We start from the raw sequence: 18,973 nt of genomic DNA, 5'->3' as shown, positions 1-18,973 counted from the left end.
GCCAAGGCGGGGTCTTTTTTGTCCCGACGGCCAGGACAATTCGACAAATGGCCAGTGTGAGGGGGGAAGTCATGCAGGAAAAATCCGGAAGCCTTGTCGAGTGGATTGTACCGCTCGCGTTCATCCTTTGCGCGGGATGGCTGACGTGGCACCTGCCGGCATTCACCCTGTCGTGGGTGCCGCCGACAGATGCATCACAATACGACAAACTGTCTGCTCTTTTTGCGCGCGTGGACGTAACGCCTGGTCTGAGTGGTCTCTTTGGTGGATACGCCGACGCCGTGGACTGGACTGCCCTTCTCCTGCTGCCCGTGTTCGGGGTGATCGGAGTGCGTACAGTCCGGCGCGCGCCGATGGAATTCGAAAGCTGGAAGGCGCTGGATCGCCTCGCTGTCTTCATCGGACGCCTGACAATGATGCTGATCGTCCTGCTCTGCTCCGTGATGATCTATGAAGTCATCCTGCGATATGTCTTTGAGGCCCCCACGCTGTGGGCAAACGAACTGTCGCTCTGGCTGGCGGGCTTTGTGTTCCTCTGCGCGGGACTCTACGCCATGCAGCAGCGCAGCCACATCCGCATTTTTCTGCTCTACGACATGCTCCCGCGGGCGCTGCAGCGTGTCTGCGACTGCATCTCTACGCTGCTCATCGTCACGTTTGCCTTTTTCCTCGTCTACGGCGGTTATGGCGAAGCCTTTGACAAATTCTACCGCTGGGAAACTTTCGGAACTGCGTTCGACCCACCCATTCCGGCGACCCTCAAACCAATGGTTTTGCTGGTCGTTGTGCTCGTGGCGTTTCAGGCGATTGTCAATCTGGTCTCCGACTGGAACGCCGAGCCGGTAATCCACTCGGCTGCGGATGATATCGATCAGGACGAACTGGAACGCCTCAAGGCCGCAGTTGGCAGCGATGGCACCGGGGATCTGGACGTGACACGCGGCTCTATTCAACAGACGACACCGGGGAAAAACTGATGGATATCGGAACGATCTCACTGGTCCTGATGCTGGGCCTTGTTCTGCTGCTGGCCATCGGGATGCCGCTGGGGTTCGCATCGGCAATCCTTGCAGTGCTGGTGCTGGTGATGAAATTCGAACCAACGCTGCTGATGGACCCTTTGAGTTTCGGGGATGGTATTCTGACCGGCAGACCGGGTGCCGGACCGCTGAATATTCTGGCGCAGAAGATATACGGGCTCTTAACCGACTACGTACTCATATCCATTCCGCTGTTTATTTTCATGGCTGCTCTGCTGGAACGCTCCGGTATCGCAAAGGATATGTACTCCTCGCTTAATGTCTGGCTGAACCGCACCCGCGGCGGCATTGCAATCGTCACGTCGATCATGGCCGTCATCATGGCTGCAATGTCCGGCATTATTGGCGGCGAGGTCGTGTTGCTTGGTCTCATTGCACTGCCGCAGATGCTGCGTCTTGGCTACAACCAGAACCTGGCCATCGGTACAATCTGCGCATCCGGCTCGCTGGGCACGATGATCCCACCGTCGATCGTTCTGATCATCTATGGCCTGATCACCGAGACCTCGATCAAAGCGCTGTTTACGGCGTCCTTCCTGCCTGGTTTCATGCTGGCCAGCTTTATCATCATCTACATCATCATCCGCACCCAGTTGCGTCCTGATCATGCGCCCCTGCCCGACCCGGTCGAGGGCGAGCCGCAGGGCTTCGAGAAATTTAAACTCTTCATTGCGTTCCTGTCGGTGCTGGTCGCCGGTTTCTCAACTGTGCTGTTCCTGCGGGCCCTGTTCTTTGAGCTGTCCGGCCAGAACGCCACCAACACCGGCGCTTCTTTTGCATACGGCACAGCGGATTATCTGCCCTGGTTCGGCGGCGCGGTTGTCCTGTCATTTGTGCTGATGTTCGGCGTCCTCGGGCGTGCCGCGACGGCAACAGGCTGGGCAATGGGCAAAGGTCTGGTCCCGCCGATCGTCGTGATCGGTGTGGTTATGGGTTCGATCTATGGCGGGATTACCGGCATTACCGAGGCCGCAGGCATGGGCGCACTGGCGGTTCTGGTCATCGCCATTCTGCGCGGCGAGGGCTCGTTCGACCTGGTGTGGGACAGCCTGATGCGCACGCTGAAATCCACAGGCACCATCATCTGGGTGACCATTGGTGCGGCGGCCCTCGCGGGTGCCTATACCATTGCCGGTGGCCCGACATATGTTGCTGATTTCATCGTCGGCTCGGACCTGCCAACCATGGGGATCATCCTGGCGATGATGCTGATCCTGCTCTTTATGGGTGCCTTTATGGACTGGGTTGGTATTGTTCTTCTGATCATTCCCGTCTTTCTGCCCATCGTGCAGCGTCTGCCGATTGAGGAGATCGGTGTCTTTGGCGAGCTGAACCCGCGTCACGTGGCGATCTGGTTCGGTGTGGTTTTCTGTATGAACATGCAGGTCAGCTTCCTCAGCCCGCCCTTTGGCCCTGCGGCGTTCTACCTGAAGTCCGTTGCGCCGCCACACATCAGCCTGACCGATATTTTCAAAGGCTTCCTGCCCTTCATCGGTATCCAGCTCTGCGCGCTGTCGGTGCTGCTGATCTGGCCGCCGATCGTGTCCATTCTTCTCTGAGGTCCGGAACATCAGATGCTGACACCACGGCAGATAGACCGATTTGAACGCGACGGCTATCTGGTGTTGCCCGACATCGTTCCGGACGTCACCCGTCAGGCGGTCGGGGAGGAATACACACGCCTGCTGGACCGGCTGTACAATGGCTGGTTCGATGCAGGCAAAGTCGCCAAAGCACCGGATGACCTGACCTTCTGGCAAAAGCTCCAGATCGCCTATGACGCCGGGTGTGACTGGTTCCAGCCGATGGATATCAGCCTGCCTGGTGACGAGATCGCGGCCGACACACCGATGCACTTTGGCCCTGCGGTCTTTGATCTGTTGCGGTGCGACGAAATCCTCGATGTGATCGAGGCACTGATCGGGCCAGAAATTACCTCGAACCCTATCCAGCACGTCCGCATCAAACCGCCTGCCAGGACGCTGAAGGGCGATGAGGTCCGCGCGCATATCACGGCAACCGACTGGCATCAGGACCGGGGCGTCGGGCTGGAAGAAGCAGACAGCACCGATATGATCACGGTCTGGATCGCCATGACGGATGCGACCCCCGAGAACGGCTGTCTGCAGGTGCTGCCCGGTCGCCATCGTGAGATGCTGCCGCACTGCCCCAAAACCCAGACGGCTATTGCAGATGGCTTCATCGACGAGCAGCAGGCAGTTCCGCTGCCTGTCAGCGCGGGCGGTATCGTTCTGTTCCACCCGCTGACGCCTCATTCTTCCCGCGTGAACGTCACGAACGGTTTCAGGTGGTCGTTCGATGTACGCTATAATGTGACCGGCCAGCCGACGGGTCGGGCCCATTTCCCTGATTTTGTTGCCCGGAGCCGCTCGGCACCCGGGACCATACTGACGGACTGGCGCCAGTGGCAGCTAATGTGGGAAGATGCCCGCACACGTCTGGCATCGACAGCACATATACCTATCCACCGCTGGCAAAGCGACGCGCCGTTCTGCGCGTAGAGGAGACAACATGGACACCGTTCGTCTTGATCCGTCCGACAATGTCGTGACTGCAACCCGTGCGCTGGAGGCCGGTGTAGCTGTTGAGGGCGTCACCACGCGCGTGCTGATCCCATCGGGGCACAAAATCGCCGTCGAAGATATCACAGCCGGCGCGCCCATCCGCAAATATGCTCAGATAATCGGTTATGCCGCGGGCGACATCACTGCCGGTGATCATGTGCATACTCAGAACGTGGAATTCCGGAATACCGGCGCTGACTATGAATTCTCGACGGACCTGCGGCCTGTGACGCCTGTAGAAGAGAATGCGCGGGACACTTTTATGGGATACCGTCGATCCAGCGGCGCGGTGGGTACCCGAAACTACGTCGCAATTGTCACCTCGGTAAACTGTTCAGCCACCGCCGCGCGTCAGATTGCGGCTCATTTCACGCCCGAGCGGCTGGCGGAGTATCCGAATGTGGATGGCGTCGTGGCTTTTGTGCATGGCACTGGTTGCGGGATGGCCGACAGCGGTGACGGCTTCGAGGCACTGCAGCGTGTGATGTGGGGCTATGCGCGCCATCCCAATCATGCTGCGGTGCTGATGGTTGGTCTGGGCTGCGAGATGAACCAGATCGACTGGCTGCTGGAAGCCTACGGGCTGGAACAGGGCCCGGCCTTTCAGGTGATGAATATCCAGTCAGTGGCCGGTCTGCGGCGTACGGTCGAGATGGGCATCGGGAAGATTGAGGCAATGCTGCCCATCGCAAATGAGGCGACGCGAACCCCCTGCCCGGCATCTGAGCTGAAAGTCGCCCTGCAGTGCGGCGGATCCGACGCCTGGTCGGGGATCACCGCAAACCCGGCCCTGGGGTATGCCTGCGACCTGCTGGCTGCTCAGGGCGGCACCGGCGTTCTGGCCGAAACGCCCGAGATTTATGGTGCCGAGCATCTTCTGACGCGGCGGGCTAGGGATCGTGCAACGGGCGACCGGCTGATCGGCTTGATCCGCTGGTGGGAAGACTACACAGCCCGCAACAAGGGATCGATGGACAACAACCCCTCGCCCGGCAACAAAAAGGGTGGCCTGACCACCATCCTGGAAAAATCGCTGGGGGCCGCGGCCAAAGGTGGGACATCCCCGCTGATGGGTGTCTACAAATACGCCGAACCGGTAAACGCGCGCGGCTTCACCTTTATGGACAGCCCCGGATACGATCCGGCGTCGGTCACAGGCCAGATCGCCGGAGGGTGTAACCTCGTTTGCTTTACCACCGGGCGCGGCTCGGCCTTTGGCTCCAAACCCAGCCCGACGATCAAAGTTGCCACCAATTCCGCGATGGCAAAACGCATGCACGAAGATATGGACGTGGATGCCGGTACCATTCTGACCGAAGGCGTCAGCGTCGAGGAGAAGGGCCGCGAGATCTATGAAATGTTCCTGCGCGTGGCCTCTGGCGAAGCCAGCAAGTCCGAAGCGCAGGGGCTGGGGGACTATGAATTTGTCCCATGGCAGATCGGAGCGGTGATGTGAAACGCATCCTTGTCGTCGGTGGCGGGCTGATCGGCGCGCGGCATGTCGGGGCCGTGCGCGCACACAAAGGCTGCGCGCTTGCCGGACTGGTCGATCCGGACCCGGACTGCATGAATGATGGGTCGGTCACGCGGTTTGCCGATATGGCCGACGCGCCGGACAATGTGGACGGGGTGATCATCGCGACCCCCACCCACCTGCACAGTGCCCACGGTATCTACGCGGCATCGCGTGGCTGGCATATGCTGATCGAAAAACCCGTGGCCGGTGATATGGCCGGGGCCCTTGCGGTGCAGCAGGCTGTGGAGAAGGCAGAGGTGCAGTCACTGGTCGGCCACCACCGCCGGTATCATAAACGCGTTGCACGGCTCAAAGAACTGCTCGCAGGCGACATAATCGGAGAGGTGGTCACCGTTTCTCTGATCTGGGCCATGCGCAAACCTGATGACTACTTCATGGGGAACTGGCGCACGGCCGGGGGCAGCCCGGTCATGATCAACCTGGTGCATGACATCGACATTTTGCGGCATGTTGTGGGTGAAATCACCCAGACCATCGCCCTGCCCGGCCGCGCGTTGCGCGGAACGGACCGCCTTGAAAGCGGTGCAGTGGCGCTGGGTTTTGAAAACGGTGCAACCGGCACCATCAGCTTTGCGGATACCGCGCCCAGCCCCTGGGGTTTTGAGGCCGGCACTGGCGAAAACCCCAATATCGGCACCACCGGACAGGATATGATGTGGATTACGGGAACAAAGGGTGCTGTGAGTTTTCCCTCCATGACGCTCTGGCGTGGCAGCGACTGGTCAGAACCCGCAGTACCCGAGAATTTGTCACAATCTGATGATGTGACCGTACCCCTCGACAGCCAGCTGGATCATTTCCTCGACGTTATGGAAGGACGCGCCAGACCGCTCATCGACGTGGCGGATGCCGCGCGCACGCTGTCCGTAGCGCTGGACATCGAAGAACAGCTGACAACAGCACCCGGAGTAAAGCGCTATGCCTGAAACACTGACACCGGATCAGATCGCCCACTACGAGGAGCACGGCTACCTCGTTCTGGAAGACCGCATCCCGGCAGAATGGCTGGCGAAAATCTACGCCGAAATCGCGCGTTTTGAAGAAGAGGCGGCCACCATGACCGCCAGTAACGAACGTCTCGATCTGGAAGACAGCCATACCGCCACAGACCCACGGCTGCGCCGGATCAAACTACCGCACACGATATCGGACGTGGTGCGCGACCTGATGTATTCGGATCATGTCCTTGCACCTGCGCGCGATCTAATTGGTCCGGACCTGCGGTTACACACCACGAAACTGAATATGAAATCAGCAGGTTACGGTGCCGCTGTTGAGTGGCATCAGGACTATGCGTTTTACCCGCACACCAATGACGACATCCTTGCCATCGGAGTCATTCTTGATGATATGGCACCGGAAAACGGGCCGTTGATGGTCTATCCGGGCAGTCACAAAGGCCCGGTTTTTGATCACCACGCAGACGGCGTTTTCGCAGGTGCCATGCTGCCGGAGGAAAACGGCCTGAACCCCGAGGACGCGGTTCAGCTGACGGGACCGGCCGGATCCGTCAGCATCCATCATGGTCGGATTGTGCACGGGTCGGCGCTGAACACATCGGACCGTGCGCGGCGGATTCTGTTCTATGAGATGATGGCGGCGGATGCCTTTCCGATCATGGGGTCCATGACAAAATGGGACGGGATCGAGGACTATGACACGCGGATGCTGTGCGGTCAGACGACAAAGAACCCGCGCCTGAAGGACATTCCGGTCCGGATTCCGCAGCCGCAACCGGATGTACCCATTTCCATTTACGAAATTCAGAAAGGCATGAAGAAGCGTGCCTTTGACACCATCTGACAGGAGACAGACATGACGCAGCCAGCAATCGGTTTCATCGGCCTCGGACTTATGGGCGGTGCCATGGTCGGCAGGCTACAGGATCAGGGCTATGCCCTGACCGTTCTGGGCAACCGTGACCGCACTTACATCGATCAGGCCCTGGGCCGTGGCGCGACCGAGGCGGGCAGCGCGCGCGACGTCGCCGCCGCATCGGACATCATTATGCTGTGCATGGGCACGTCGGAGCACGTCGAAAGCCGGATGCTGGGCGATGAAGGTGTGATTGCCGGGATGAAACCGGGAGCCGTTGTCATCGACTTTGGCACATCACTGCCTGGCAGCACGCGGATGCTGGGTGAAAAGGTCGCCGCTTCAGGCGGGACGTACCTGGATGCGCCGCTGGGGCGCACGCCTTCACACGCCAAGGACGGGCTGCTGAACATCATGACCTCCGGCGACAAAGAGGCCTTTGACAGGGTTGAGCCTGTGCTGAAGGACCTCGGCGAGAATGTCTTTCACCTTGGAACCCTTGGATCTGGCCATACCATCAAGCTGATCAACAACTTTTTCGGCATGACAGTGGCAAACGCGATGGCAGAAGCCTTTGCCATGGCGGACGTTGCCGGGGTCGACCGCGAAAAGGTCTACAGCGTTATGGCCGCTGGCCCGCTGCACTCGGGCATGATGGATTTTGTAAAAGGATACGGCGTGGATGGTGACCCGAACCAGCTCGCCTTTGCCATCAAGAATGCGGCCAAGGACGTAGGCTATTACAAACAAATGGCGGATGATGCGGGTGTGGACAGCATCATGTCACGCTGCGCACTGACGGCATTAACCGAAGCCCGGGACAGTGGTCAGGCGGATGACATGGTCAGCCAGATGGTCGACTTCTTCGCGGCGCGGTTCGGCAAGTAATGGCAGTCGCCGCCCGCGCACAGGAACACAGGCCGCAACTGGGTATTGTGATGATGCTGGCGGCATGGTTTCTTTTTGCACTGGTGGACACTTCGGCCAAATGGCTGGTTCTGGCGGGTTTTCCGGCCTTTCAGCTGGCTTTCATGCGCTATGCCGGTCATTTTGCCATTTCCCTGGCCGTCACTTTCCGTAACGGGTTCGACGCGGAACGGCTGCGAACCGGCCGTTTTTTCGAGCTGATTTTCCGGTCGTCGCTGCTGATCTCGGCCACACTGGGAAATTTCTATGCGCTGAACTTCCTGCCTTTGACTGTGATCTCTGCGATCATGTTTTCCAGCCCGATTATCGTGTGCTTCCTGTCGCTTACGGTGCTGAAAGAACAGATCGGCCCCTGGCGCTGGGCCGCTATTCTTCTGGGGTTTGCAGGTGTTCTGGTGGTCATCCGCCCGTTTGGAGAAAGCTTCCATCCCGCAATGATCCTGCCGATGTATAATGCGACCGCTCTGGCACTCTATTCGCTGATGACGCGCCGGCTTGCCGGGCTGGTCGCCACGGAAACGATGCAGTTCTATATGGGCGCGCTCGGTACGGCCGTGCTTTTGCCTTTTGCCATCTGGGCCTGGGTCATGCCGGCGGATCTGCTGGGGTGGTGCCTTCTGATCGGGCTTGGCGTGTGCGGCTGGGCGGGCCACCAGTTGCTGACCACAGCGCATCTCTTTGGCTCGGCCAGTACGCTGATGCCCTACACCTATTCCTTTATGATTTATATCGCCGGTTTCAGCTGGCTTGTTTTTGATCACCTGCCGGACCTGTGGACTGTCGCCGGTGCTTTGATCATTGTTGTATCGGGTCTGATAATCTGGAAGCGGGAGCAGGAATGAGTCTGAAAGTCGCATGTGTTGGCGAAGCCATGGTGGAGTTGTCGATGTCCGGCGACACAGCAGCCGTCGGCGTGGCGGGTGACACGCTGAATACGGCAATTTACATGAAAAGAAGCGCACCGTCCCTCGCCGTGGATTACGTCACCTGCGTAGGCGACGATCCCTTTTCAGCCAAGATCCGTGACTTTATTGCAGGTCAGGGTATCGGGTGCAGCAACATTGCAGTGCTGCCGGGCCAGACGCCCGGATTATACGCAATCACGACTGCAGAAGATGGTGAACGCTCCTTCACCTACTGGCGTGGATCGTCCGCGGCGCGACGTCTGTTTCAGGGAAAGAAAGAGCCGGATTTCTCGGTTCTGGCGAACTATGACGTGGTGTATCTGTCCGGCATCACCATGGCGATCCTGCCGCATCCTGTACGTCTGGCACTGCTCGACTGGCTTGTGCAGTCTTCTGTCCGGTTTGTCTATGACAGCAACTTTCGCCCGCGGCTGTGGGAAGATCCGGCAATTGCCCGAACCGTTACATCGTTGTTGTGGGCGCGTTCCGATATCGCACTGCCATCTGTCGACGATGAAATGGCGCTCTTTGAGGAGACGCATGAAGAGGTCCTGGAACGCTTTGTCGGTCTCGGAATGAGCGGTGCTCTGAAACAGGGGGCCGATGGTCCGGTCAGTCTCGGGTCTGAAGTATCGCAGCGATATGCACCGGCCGAACAGGTGGTCGATACGACTGCGGCCGGAGACAGTTTCAACGGTGCTTACCTTGGGTCTCTTCTGTCAGGTGCCAGCCAGCACGACGCTCTCATGGCCGGCCACAGATGTGCGTCTGTCGTCGTTGGGCACCGCGGTGCCATCATCCCGAAAGATGACAGATGAAGGTAATCCTGATCGGTCTGGGCATGGTCGCCGGCACGCACCTGCTGGCCATTCGGGATGCGAAACCGGCCGTGACGCTCATCGGCGTTGTGGGACGCGATCCGGTCCGCTCAAAGGCTTTTGCAGAACAGGCAAGCGGAACACTGGGATATGCTGTTCCGGCGCTTGCCGACGCAGATGATACGGCGATTGACGAAGCGGATTTCATAATTATCGCAACGCCGCCAGACGCGCGCAAGGATCTGGTGACCAGCCTCGTCGCGGCCCGAAAGCCCATCCTGATGGAAAAACCCGTTGAACGGACGCTGGATGCGGCGCGGGAAATCGTCGCCCTGTGCGATAACGCGAATGTCCCCCTCGGTGTCTTTCTGCAGCACCGCGCGCGTGCTGCATCCGGCGATCTGCGGGACGCACTGGCGACAGGTTCGCTTGGAGATGTGGCCATGGTGGACATCAGGGTGCCGTGGTGGCGCGACCAGGAGTACTATGATGTTCCCGGTCGTGGCACGTATGCCCGGGACGGCGGTGGCGTGATGATCAACCAGGCCATCCATACACTGGATCTGGCGCTGTGGCTTCTTGGTCCTGTGACAAGCCTGCAGGCACAGATGCACCGGACCCCATTGCACGACCTTGAGGCCGAAGACCGTGCGGCAGCCCTTCTTACTTTTGCCAGCGGCGCTGTGGGAACACTGACAGCGACCACTGCAGCCTGGCCCGGCGGACCAGAGAGCATTGCGATTCAGGGTACAAGAGCCAGTGCGCACCTCATGTCTGGTGTGCTGAAGCTCCATGGTCTGGACGGCACGGTCACTACGTCTGGTGAAACTGCTGCGACCGGCGGCGGAGCGGACCCGATGGCCTTTACCCATGCCTGGCACCAGACAGTGCTGGAAGATTTTGCGGCATCGCTCCTTTCCGGCAAAGAGCCGCTGGCGTCGGGACGGAGTGCCCTCTCTGCACAGGCCGTTATCGCTGCAATGGAAACCGCGGCCCGAACCGGAAGCGTTACAGAGGTATCCCGACTATGACCCTGCGCTTCGTTGCTCTTGGCCTTGATCACAGGCACATCTTTGGCATGACCGAGAATATGCTGAAGGCGGGTGCAGAATGCATCGGCTTCTGGACAAAGGGGACGCCGGTCACCCTTGAGGGATACAAAAAGCGATTTCCCGACATCCCCCGCATCGAAACTCTGGATGATGCTCTGCAGAGCGGAGCAGATCTGGCCCTTATTGCAGCGGTGCCGTCAGACCGCTCTGAACTCGCCGTTCTTTCCATGCGCAACCGTATGGATGTGATGACAGACAAGCCAGGCTGCACCACGCATAGCCAGCTTGACCAGATCAGGACTTGTGTCGCTGAAACCGGGCGCATGTGGTCTGTCAATTTTTCGGAGCGGTTTGAGGTGCCCGCTGTCACCCGCGCGGACGAACTGATCTCCGCCGGTGCGATTGGCCGGGTTGTGCACACTGCCGGCCTTGGTCCTCATCGACTCAACCGGACCAGCAGACCCGACTGGTTCTTTGAGAAAGAGCGTTATGGTGGCATTCTAACTGATATTGCATCACACCAGATTGATCAGTTTCTGCACTTTACCGGCTCTTACGCCGCCGAAATTACACACGCATTTACAGCTAATTACGCAAATTCAGGAGACCCCGGCCTTCAGGATTTCGGAGAGATTTCGCTGCGCAGCGAAAACGGGACCGGCTATATTCGCGTTGACTGGTATACACCTGACGCTCTGCCGACCTGGGGCGATGGAAGGCTGACAATACTCGGGACCGAAGGCTATATCGAGCTTCGGAAATATGTGGATGTTGGCGGATGCGACGGTACCGATCACCTTCTTCTGGTCAACGGTGACAGATGCGAAAAAATTGATGCCTCAGACGCTGGCCTGCCATACTTTGACAGGCTTGCAAATGACATACGGATGCGTACGGAAACAGCCATGACACAGGCCCACTGCTTTCTGGTAATGGACCTTGCGTTAAGGGCTCAGGCAATGGCGGACGGGCGATGATCCGGGTTGCCATTCTGGGAGCCGGTATAGGAAGTCAGCATCTGGCGGCTTATCGAACACTGCCAGAAAAATTCATTGTTGAGATGCTGGTAGATCAGGATGAAGCGCGCGCGGAGGGTCTGCGGGAAGGTGACAGTTTCACGACCGCGACGGATATTGACGCCGCCCTGCAAAGACCAGAAATCGATGTAGTTGACGTCTGCCTGCCCCCCCATCTTCATGTACCAGTCACACTGCGCGCCCTGAACGCAGGAAAGCACGTGATTTGCGAGAAACCTCTGGCGACATCGATGCGTGATGTTGATCTGATGCGGGCAGCCGCGGAACGCGCAGCGCGACAGGTGTTTCCCGTGTTTCAGTATCGCTGGGGTCCCGCACTGGCCAGACTGCGCATGGCGACAGAAAGCGGTTTCGCCGGTCGGCCGCAGGTTGCGTCTGTTGAAACCCACTGGTCGCGGGGTGCTGACTACTACGCAGTTCCCTGGAGGGGCACCTGGGCAGGAGAACAGGGTGGCGCGGTGCTGGGGCACGCGATCCACAATCATGATCTGATCACTCATATCATGGGGCCGGTTGCAGAAGTGTCGGCGATGACCACGACGCGTATTAATCCCATCGAAACCGAGGATTGCGCGGCGCTGTGTTTTCGTCTGCAGAATGGCGCGCTTGCTACGAGTTCCGTGACTCTGGGCGCTGCATTTGATGAAACGCGGATCCGGTTGGTGTTTGAACACCTGACTGCAACTTCGGGCACATCGCCGTATGCACCAGGATCAGCCGAGTGGCAGTTTGCAACACGCGATCCGGCCCTGCAGCAAAAACTCGATGATCTGCTGGCAGACACGCCAGACGAGCCCGTTGGGTTCAGCGGTTTTCTGAAAGAAGTCGCCGCAGCCCTCAGTAAAGAACCAAACCGGGCAGTCACACTTTCAGACGGGGCTGCATCTGTGGCACTTGTCACCGCAATTTACCATGCGGCGCGTACTGGTGATCGTGTGAGCCTGCCCCTTGAGTCCGGGCACCCCCTCTACGAAGGATGGCAACCATGAAACAGTGCTGGCGATGGTTTGGGCCAAACGACAAAATACCACTGGCACAGCTGCACCAGGCAGGTGTCGAAGGCATTGTCACTGCGCTTCATGATATCCCTCCGGGAGAGATATGGAGCACAGAAAACATACGCATGCGTATTGAGCTGCTCGAAGCTGATGACTTTTCGTGGGACGTGGCAGAGAGCCTGCCAGTATCAGAGGCCATCAAAACACAGAGTTCGGGTTACAAGGATCACCTTGAAAATTACCGGGCCAGTCTGAGCAACCTGGCCGCGGCAGGTGTGCGTACTGTCTGTTACAACTTCATGCCCATTCTTGACTGGACCCGCACTGTCCTCCGGTCTCCTCAGCCGCATGGCGGTAACGCGATGCATTTCTCTTTGCTGGATTTCGCCGTCTTTGACCTGCACATTCTCAGGCGGCCGTCAGCACCGGACGATTATAATCAGGCTCTGCGGGAACGCGCTGCAGAACGGTTTGCTGACCTTTCGAACCAACAGAAGACGATGCTGCAGAATACGGTGATTGCAGGGCTGCCCGGCGCGAACGACTCCTGGACGCTGTCTGATGTGGCAGAGCGACTGGCCACCTATGACGGCATCGACCGTGAAAGGCTGCGCCGGAACCTTATTGATTTTCTGTCAGAAGTTGCACCACACGCCGAAACCTGCGGTATCCGGCTGTGCTGCCATCCGGATGACCCACCCTTCTCTCTGCTGGGGCTGCCGCGGGTTATGTCCTCGACACAGGATTACGTGCGCGTCCTGGACGCCGTTGATGTACCGGCCAGCGGCGCGACACTCTGCACCGGCTCGCTTGGTGTGGCAGAGGGGTTTGATCCGGTCGGTTTTGTCAGGCAGGCCGGCGCACGCATTCATTTCGTGCATCTGCGGAACACGAAACGGGTACCGGGTCCGGACCCGGCACGGCCGGATTTTTACGAAGCGCCACACCTGGAAGGTGATACAGACATGGTAGCGACGATCCGGGCCCTTTCGGAGGAAGAGGCCCGCCGCAGGTCAGCGGGCCGCGAGGATTCAGAGATCCCGATGCGCCCTGATCATGGTCAGGAACTCCTGAGTGATCTGGAAACGGACAGTATGCCGGGCTACCCGCTGATTGGCAGGATGCGGGGGCTTGCCGAGCTGCGGGGTATCATGGCGGCCTGTCAGCCCTGAGGTTTAGTCAGGGGTACGACTTTGTCGGTATCGTCCTGAGTGATTTCCTCAAAGTCAAAGTTGTCCAGACGGGCGGCTCTTTTACCGGCCCGTTCTGCCGCTGTGGATATCCCGTCAAGATCTGCACGCGCCTGTCCAAAATGAGTATTCAGCTTGCCGACCCGTTCGACAACGATCTCCACATCGCGGTGCAGCTGTTTGAGCGTTTTGCGGATGGCTCCGGTCTGCTCACGCATCCGGGCATCTTTCAGGATTGCCCGCATGGTATTCAGCGTCGCCATGCACGTCGTAGGTGACACAATCCAGACGCGCGCGTCAAAACCCAGCCTTACAAGCTCCGGGAAATTGGCATGCAGTTCGGCATAGACCGCCTCTGAGGGCAGAAACATCAGTGCACCGTCGGCGGTCTCGCCCTCGAGGATATATTTTCCGGAAATGTCGGATATATGTTTTTTCACCGACGCGCGCAGAAGTTTCGCCGCCTCGGTCAGTTCATAGTCAGTTTTTGCACGGCGCAGCGCCTCGTAGGCCTCGAGCGGGAATTTGCTGTCGATGACGATCGGCCCGGGAGGATTGGGCAGGTGGATCAGACAGTCTGCCCGTTTGCCGTTGGAGAGGGTCGCCTGAAGGCTGTAGCTGTCACGCGGCAGCGCTTTGGACACAATATCCGTCAGCTGGATTTCACCAAACGCGCCCCGGGTCTGTTTGTTGCTCAGGATATCCTGCAGAGACAGAACATCCCCCGAAAGGCGGGTGATATTGTCCTGCGCCTTGTCGATTGACGCCAGTCGTTCCTGCAGCTGTGTGAGCGATGTCGTCGTCTGTTTTGACGAGCCATGCAGGGTTTCTTTCATCCGTTCCTGCATCTCTGTCAGCGCGCGTTGCGAACGCATGGCATTATCGGCCAGGCGGTCCTGCATCTGCTGCTGTACGGAGGCGAGGCGGGCCTCGACGGTCTGGATCACCTGGGTCTGCGTGTTGGCCTGGGTATCGGACACGGTCTGCAAACCGCCACGGAGCTGCTCCTGGCCTGCGCCCAGTTGCCGGACATGCTGATCAAGAATGCCGATCTGCTGCGACAGGGGCGCCGCAATCTGCGCTGAACGACCAGCAGCGCGCACTGCCATGATCAGCAAAACGAGCATCAGCAGGATAACCCCCGCACCCGCCAGCGCTGCAATCACAAGGGGATCGCCCAGCGCATAGGAATGTCCGGCAATCTCAATCATGTGCGTCCGAACAATCGTTCGATATCGCTGAGTTTCAGCTCCACATATGTCGGGCGCCCGTGGTTGCATTGCCCTGAATGCGGCGTGGCTTCCATTTCGCGCAGCAGTGCGTTCATTTCCTCGGCCCGCATACGGCGCCCGGAGCGGACAGAACCATGGCAGGCCACCCGGCTCAGAATGGCGTCAATGCGCACCTTTACGGTGTCAGTACTGTTCTGATCTGTCAGCTCATCCAGTATGTCCAGCACCATGGCGCGCGCATCAACAGTGCCCAGAATGGCCGGTGTCTCACGCACGGCAATCGCACCGCCCCCGAAAGGTTCAAGCACCAGACCAAGGCGGGCGAGATCCCCGGCATGATCCATCAGCCGGGTGCAGTCGCTTTCCGACAGATCCACGATTTCCGGGATCAGCAGTACCTGGGACGCGACACCTTTTTCCGCCATCTGGTTTTTCAGCTTTTCATACACCAGCCGTTCGTGTGCCGCGTGCTGGTCCACAAGGACCATTCCCGTTGCTGTTTGCGCGATGATATAGTTCTCGTGCACCTGCCCACGGGCGGTCCCCAGCGGATAGTCCTGAGGCTCTGCCGCCTCTTCCATCGCGGTATCCGGTATCTCTTCGACCCGCCCCCAGGGGGCTGCGGCCTCATCAAACTGCGGCGTCCGGGGCGCGAATGCCTGCGGGCGAGGACCTGCAAAGGACCTGTCCATCTGGTAGACGCGGGCGCCGGTCGGCTCCGGGGTCATCGCACCGAGTGTCGCGCCGGCCACTGTCGTCGACGCCCGGTGACCTGCTTCGGCAAGAGCGTGGCGCAGGGCCGAAACGATCAGTCCTCTCGCGAGACCCGGATCGCGAAAACGCACTTCGGATTTTGCGGGATGAACATTCACGTCCACAAGGTTTGGATCGCAGTCGATAAACAGCGCCGCCGCCGGGTGGCGGTCGCGGCTGAGAAAATCAGAGTAAGCCCCCCGCAATGCGCCCACCAGGAGCTTGTCACGCACGGGACGTCCGTTGACAAAAAGGTACTGCGCCACAGCCGAGCCACGCGAATAGGTTGGCAACGCTGCAAACCCGGTCAGGTGCAGACCCTCGCGCTCTGCGTCGATCCTCAGCGCATTTTCAGCGAATTCGCGCCCCAGGACGCGCGACAGCCTGCCGTGTAACGCATCAAACAGATCGCCCTGCTGGGCATCGGCGCGGAAAATTTCCCGGGGTGCACCATCTCCGGACACATCGCGCAGGATAAAGCTGATAAACGGTTCAGCCATGGCAAGCCGACGTATGACATCGCCGATTGCCTGCGCCTCAGCGCGGTCTGTGCGCAGGAATTTCAGCCGGGCCGGCGTGGCAAAAAACAGGTCGCGCAACGTAACCGTGGTCCCCTGCAGCGAAGCCGCAGGCCGGATCGCCGAAGACTGACCACCCGACACGGATATCTCCACGCCCTCTTGTGTTTCTGTTCGGCTGGTGATGGTCAGCCGGCCAACCGCCGCCAGCGATGGCAGGGCCTCGCCACGAAAGCCGAACGTGTGAATGTTGAGAAGATCAGAGCCGTCGATCTTTGACGTCGCATGGCGTGACAGCGCGAGCGGCAGGTCATCGGCTGTCAGTCCGCATCCGTCGTCCTGCACCCGGATCAGGGTCTTGCCACCGTCGGCATATTCAACCGTGATCCGACGCGCTCCGGCATCGATTGCGTTCTCAACAAGTTCCTTCACCGCAGAGGCTGGCCGTTCGACAACTTCGCCAGCGGCAATGCGGTTGACAGCGCCTTCGTCGAGTTGTCTGATAACGGGGCGTTTTTCGCCTATGTTGGGGTGCGTCAGCGTCATACCGCAAAACTTAGCATGAACTCCCGCGATTCTGAAACCGGAAACATAGGTGCCGGATACCCGTGACGGCCCTTAACACAGCGATCATCTGCTCCTGCATTGCCTCTTCCTTCCAGAACACAACGGCAGGCGATATGGCCTCGCTGATAACCGATCCTAGGTATCTGCCCCGTGCACATCCCGCGTGCCCCAGGCTGTCTCAGCGCGCGTATCTTAAAGGGCCCACAGACGCAGAACCAGGCAGGTTTCCCATGTTTTGCGATGGCCCAAGACCTGCGCGCACTTTGCAGCAGGTCGTGTCCGGCCGGATGAACGGCGACGATGCACGACAATTTGGGCACTCTGTCCCGCCGGTGACACATCAGCGTGCCTCCGGCGGAGAAGTCCAAGTTCCAAAAAAGACTGTCAGACCTCGTCCGGCAGCAACAGGTTCAGAACGATGGCCACAAGAGCCGTTGGCGCAACTGCCGATGTGGCAAGCGTTTTGACCACGCCGGGCAGATACTGGACCGCAGTCGGCACCAGGTTGAGGCCAAGACCGGCCGCCAGCGACACAGCGATGATCACCATATTGCGGCGGTTCATCTCGATCTCGCTCAGAACGTTCAGGCCCGCTGCAGCGACCATTCCGAACATAACAATTACCCCGCCGCCCAGCACAGGCAGGGGCATCGAAGCGATGACCGCTCCGATCTTGGGAACCAGACCGCACAGGATCAGAACAACAGCGCCGATGGTGACAACGTGGCGGCTCATGATCCCTGTCATGCCGACAATACCGACATTCTGGCTGAAGGATGTGTTGGGCAGGCCACCGAAGACCCCCGCCACTGCAGTACCAAGACCGTCTGCATAGGTGGCACCCGAGATTTCGTCGTCTGTGGCTTCACGCCCTGCACCGGCTTTGGTGGTGGCAGACGTGTCGCCTACCGTTTCGATGGCCGAGACAAGAGAAACCAGCGTCACGGCGATAACCGCACCAGCAGAGAATTCGAACCCGTAAGGCAACGGAGTTATTGCCGTGAACCAGCTGGCATTTGCAACCGGTGCAAAATTCACCATTCCCATGGCAAGGGCCAGAAGGTAGCCAACGACCAGCCCGGCAAGGATGGCCGCATTTGAAAGCGTGCCTTTGGTGAAAAACTTCAGAACCAGGGCGACGATGACCACTGAAAGTGCCACTGACCAGTGCATGAGCGACCCGAAGCTTTCGGCCTCCATCTGGAATTTGGCGGCACCTCCTGCCGCGTATTTGATCGCGACCGGGATGAGGTAGAGCCCGATGGCGAGGATGACGAGACCGGTGACCAGAGGCGGGAAAAGCCAGCGCAGGTGTCTGATGAACCCTCCGAGAATGAAATGCACAACGCCGCCAATGATGCAGGCGCTCAGCGCAACGCTCAGTCCCTGGGTGGCGGCAATACCCGCCAGAACGCCGACAAAGGCAAAGCTCGTCCCCTGCATGATCGGCAGCCGCGCGCCAACCGGCCCGATGCCTATTGTCTGAAACAGTGTCGCAACGCCTGCAAAAAGCATTGCCATCTGGATCAGGTAGACCTGCTCTGGTCCACCGAAGGCAAGCCCGGCGGCGCCCGCCACGATGATCGAGGGCGTCACGTTGGAGGCAAACATCGCCAGCACATGCTGCAGCCCCAGCGGGACTGCCTGCGCCAGTGGCGGTGTCTGGTTCGGGTCGCTGTACACGCCTGTTGTCTGATCTGTCATTTTATGTCCCTGTCGTTTTTTTTGCCCGCTTTTCTCGGGTCACGGATGTTATGGGACGACAATTACAGCTGGATCAAGCAAAACCGCTCCCCGCGCAGGTATATCTCTGATGAGGTTGGCGGCTGCAAAATTTCCGGGCAGTGCCAGTGGCTTGGGTACCCCGACAGGATCTCTGGCAGAAAGCTGACAGCTGGTCCGAACTGTCCCGGACAGGCAGGGCCGGCCTGCCCCGACAGCTGCGAAAATTTGCGGTGTAACTGACAGACAAGCCGGGCTGCTGCCGCATCAACGCTAT

16 protein-coding genes are annotated in these 18,973 nt (G+C 59.2%); 13 read left to right on the top strand and 3 right to left on the bottom strand.

Translation table 11 applies throughout. The features are described from left to right. The first annotated feature begins 47 nt into the window (after window positions 1-47). From Q0792_RS13810 to uxuA, 13 genes are read left to right on the top strand one after another with little or no spacing between them, the layout of a single operon-like run. The gene (locus Q0792_RS13810; protein WP_298841582.1) at window positions 48-977 is read left to right on the top strand and encodes a TRAP transporter small permease subunit; all 930 of its coding nucleotides are present in this window, start codon (window positions 48-50) and stop codon (window positions 975-977) included. Then, complete coding sequence (locus Q0792_RS13805) at window positions 977-2,599, top strand: TRAP transporter large permease subunit (RefSeq protein WP_298841579.1); 1,623 nt, start codon at window positions 977-979, stop codon at window positions 2,597-2,599. The genes Q0792_RS13810 and Q0792_RS13805 overlap by 1 nt, the downstream gene beginning before the upstream one ends. Window positions 2,600-2,614: 15 nt before the next feature. After that, window positions 2,615-3,562: a phytanoyl-CoA dioxygenase family protein gene (locus Q0792_RS13800; protein ID WP_298841576.1), complete on the top strand. Its 948-nt coding sequence runs from the start codon at window positions 2,615-2,617 to the stop codon at window positions 3,560-3,562. Window positions 3,563-3,572: 10 nt separating this feature from the next. Continuing rightward, window positions 3,573-5,081, top strand: coding sequence for a UxaA family hydrolase (locus Q0792_RS13795; protein ID WP_298841573.1), 1,509 nt, complete (start codon window positions 3,573-3,575; stop codon window positions 5,079-5,081). After that, window positions 5,078-6,088: a Gfo/Idh/MocA family oxidoreductase gene (locus Q0792_RS13790; RefSeq protein WP_298841570.1), complete on the top strand. Its 1,011-nt coding sequence runs from the start codon at window positions 5,078-5,080 to the stop codon at window positions 6,086-6,088. The genes Q0792_RS13795 and Q0792_RS13790 overlap by 4 nt, the downstream gene beginning before the upstream one ends. After that, window positions 6,081-6,965 (top strand): phytanoyl-CoA dioxygenase family protein, encoded by an 885-nt coding sequence (locus tag Q0792_RS13785; protein ID WP_298841567.1) that lies wholly within the window; start codon window positions 6,081-6,083, stop codon window positions 6,963-6,965. The genes Q0792_RS13790 and Q0792_RS13785 overlap by 8 nt, the downstream gene beginning before the upstream one ends. A gap of 12 nt (window positions 6,966-6,977) precedes the next feature. After that, on the top strand, window positions 6,978-7,865 hold the full coding sequence (locus tag Q0792_RS13780; RefSeq protein ID WP_298841564.1) for an NAD(P)-dependent oxidoreductase: 888 nt from the start codon (window positions 6,978-6,980) through the stop codon (window positions 7,863-7,865). Then, on the top strand, window positions 7,865-8,746 hold the full coding sequence (locus Q0792_RS13775; protein WP_298841561.1) for a DMT family transporter: 882 nt from the start codon (window positions 7,865-7,867) through the stop codon (window positions 8,744-8,746). Before Q0792_RS13780 ends, Q0792_RS13775 begins: the two co-directional genes overlap by 1 nt. Further along, window positions 8,743-9,627 carry a sugar kinase gene (locus tag Q0792_RS13770; protein ID WP_298841558.1) on the top strand — a complete coding sequence of 295 codons (885 nt, stop codon included), beginning with the start codon at window positions 8,743-8,745 and terminating at the stop codon, window positions 9,625-9,627. The genes Q0792_RS13775 and Q0792_RS13770 overlap by 4 nt, the downstream gene beginning before the upstream one ends. Continuing rightward, a complete protein-coding gene (locus tag Q0792_RS13765) occupies window positions 9,624-10,658 on the top strand; it encodes a Gfo/Idh/MocA family oxidoreductase (RefSeq protein ID WP_298841555.1) in 1,035 nt (344 codons plus the stop codon). Before Q0792_RS13770 ends, Q0792_RS13765 begins: the two co-directional genes overlap by 4 nt. Continuing rightward, window positions 10,655-11,656 carry a Gfo/Idh/MocA family oxidoreductase gene (locus Q0792_RS13760; RefSeq protein ID WP_298841552.1) on the top strand — a complete coding sequence of 334 codons (1,002 nt, stop codon included), beginning with the start codon at window positions 10,655-10,657 and terminating at the stop codon, window positions 11,654-11,656. Before Q0792_RS13765 ends, Q0792_RS13760 begins: the two co-directional genes overlap by 4 nt. Then, window positions 11,653-12,705 (top strand): Gfo/Idh/MocA family oxidoreductase, encoded by a 1,053-nt coding sequence (locus Q0792_RS13755; protein ID WP_298841549.1) that lies wholly within the window; start codon window positions 11,653-11,655, stop codon window positions 12,703-12,705. The genes Q0792_RS13760 and Q0792_RS13755 overlap by 4 nt, the downstream gene beginning before the upstream one ends. Beyond that, window positions 12,702-13,886 (top strand): mannonate dehydratase, encoded by a 1,185-nt coding sequence (gene uxuA, locus Q0792_RS13750; protein ID WP_298841547.1) that lies wholly within the window; start codon window positions 12,702-12,704, stop codon window positions 13,884-13,886. Before Q0792_RS13755 ends, uxuA begins: the two co-directional genes overlap by 4 nt. Here uxuA and Q0792_RS13745 read toward each other — a convergent pair. From Q0792_RS13745 to Q0792_RS13735, 3 genes are all read right to left on the bottom strand, one after another. Continuing rightward, window positions 13,877-15,115 (bottom strand): DNA recombination protein RmuC, encoded by a 1,239-nt coding sequence (locus Q0792_RS13745; RefSeq protein WP_298841544.1) that lies wholly within the window; start codon window positions 15,113-15,115, stop codon window positions 13,877-13,879. The two genes, uxuA and Q0792_RS13745, sit on opposite strands and share 10 nt — an antisense overlap. Further along, the gene (gene mutL, locus Q0792_RS13740; RefSeq protein ID WP_298841541.1) at window positions 15,112-16,953 is read right to left on the bottom strand and encodes a DNA mismatch repair endonuclease MutL; all 1,842 of its coding nucleotides are present in this window, start codon (window positions 16,951-16,953) and stop codon (window positions 15,112-15,114) included. The genes Q0792_RS13745 and mutL overlap by 4 nt, the downstream gene beginning before the upstream one ends. A gap of 405 nt (window positions 16,954-17,358) precedes the next feature. Then, window positions 17,359-18,678 (bottom strand): nucleobase:cation symporter-2 family protein, encoded by a 1,320-nt coding sequence (locus Q0792_RS13735; RefSeq protein ID WP_298841538.1) that lies wholly within the window; start codon window positions 18,676-18,678, stop codon window positions 17,359-17,361. Window positions 18,679-18,973 lie beyond the last annotated feature (295 nt).

The sequence above is a fragment of the uncultured Roseobacter sp. genome, assembly GCF_947495025.1.
Taxonomy (GTDB): domain Bacteria; phylum Pseudomonadota; class Alphaproteobacteria; order Rhodobacterales; family Rhodobacteraceae; genus Roseobacter.
Note: the sequence above shows the minus strand (reverse complement) of the source record. Positions and strands in the feature narration are given on the sequence as shown.

Bases quoted from the DNA above. Each gene is read 5' to 3' on its own strand.
- Q0792_RS13810 (WP_298841582.1), top strand. From the start codon at position 48: ATGGCCAGTGTGAGGGGGGAAGTCATGCAGGAAAAATCCGGAAGCCTT.
- Q0792_RS13805 (WP_298841579.1), top strand. From the start codon at position 977: ATGGATATCGGAACGATCTCACTGGTCCTGATGCTGGGCCTTGTTCTG.
- Q0792_RS13800 (WP_298841576.1), top strand. From the start codon at position 2,615: ATGCTGACACCACGGCAGATAGACCGATTTGAACGCGACGGCTATCTG.
- Q0792_RS13795 (WP_298841573.1), top strand. From the start codon at position 3,573: ATGGACACCGTTCGTCTTGATCCGTCCGACAATGTCGTGACTGCAACC.
- Q0792_RS13785 (WP_298841567.1), top strand. From the start codon at position 6,081: ATGCCTGAAACACTGACACCGGATCAGATCGCCCACTACGAGGAGCAC.
- Q0792_RS13780 (WP_298841564.1), top strand. From the start codon at position 6,978: ATGACGCAGCCAGCAATCGGTTTCATCGGCCTCGGACTTATGGGCGGT.
- Q0792_RS13775 (WP_298841561.1), top strand. From the start codon at position 7,865: ATGGCAGTCGCCGCCCGCGCACAGGAACACAGGCCGCAACTGGGTATT.
- Q0792_RS13770 (WP_298841558.1), top strand. From the start codon at position 8,743: ATGAGTCTGAAAGTCGCATGTGTTGGCGAAGCCATGGTGGAGTTGTCG.
- Q0792_RS13765 (WP_298841555.1), top strand. From the start codon at position 9,624: ATGAAGGTAATCCTGATCGGTCTGGGCATGGTCGCCGGCACGCACCTG.
- Q0792_RS13760 (WP_298841552.1), top strand. From the start codon at position 10,655: ATGACCCTGCGCTTCGTTGCTCTTGGCCTTGATCACAGGCACATCTTT.
- Q0792_RS13755 (WP_298841549.1), top strand. From the start codon at position 11,653: ATGATCCGGGTTGCCATTCTGGGAGCCGGTATAGGAAGTCAGCATCTG.
- uxuA (WP_298841547.1), top strand. From the start codon at position 12,702: ATGAAACAGTGCTGGCGATGGTTTGGGCCAAACGACAAAATACCACTG.
- Q0792_RS13745 (WP_298841544.1), bottom strand. From the start codon at position 15,115: ATGATTGAGATTGCCGGACATTCCTATGCGCTGGGCGATCCCCTTGTG.
- mutL (WP_298841541.1), bottom strand. From the start codon at position 16,953: ATGACGCTGACGCACCCCAACATAGGCGAAAAACGCCCCGTTATCAGA.
- Q0792_RS13735 (WP_298841538.1), bottom strand. From the start codon at position 18,678: ATGACAGATCAGACAACAGGCGTGTACAGCGACCCGAACCAGACACCG.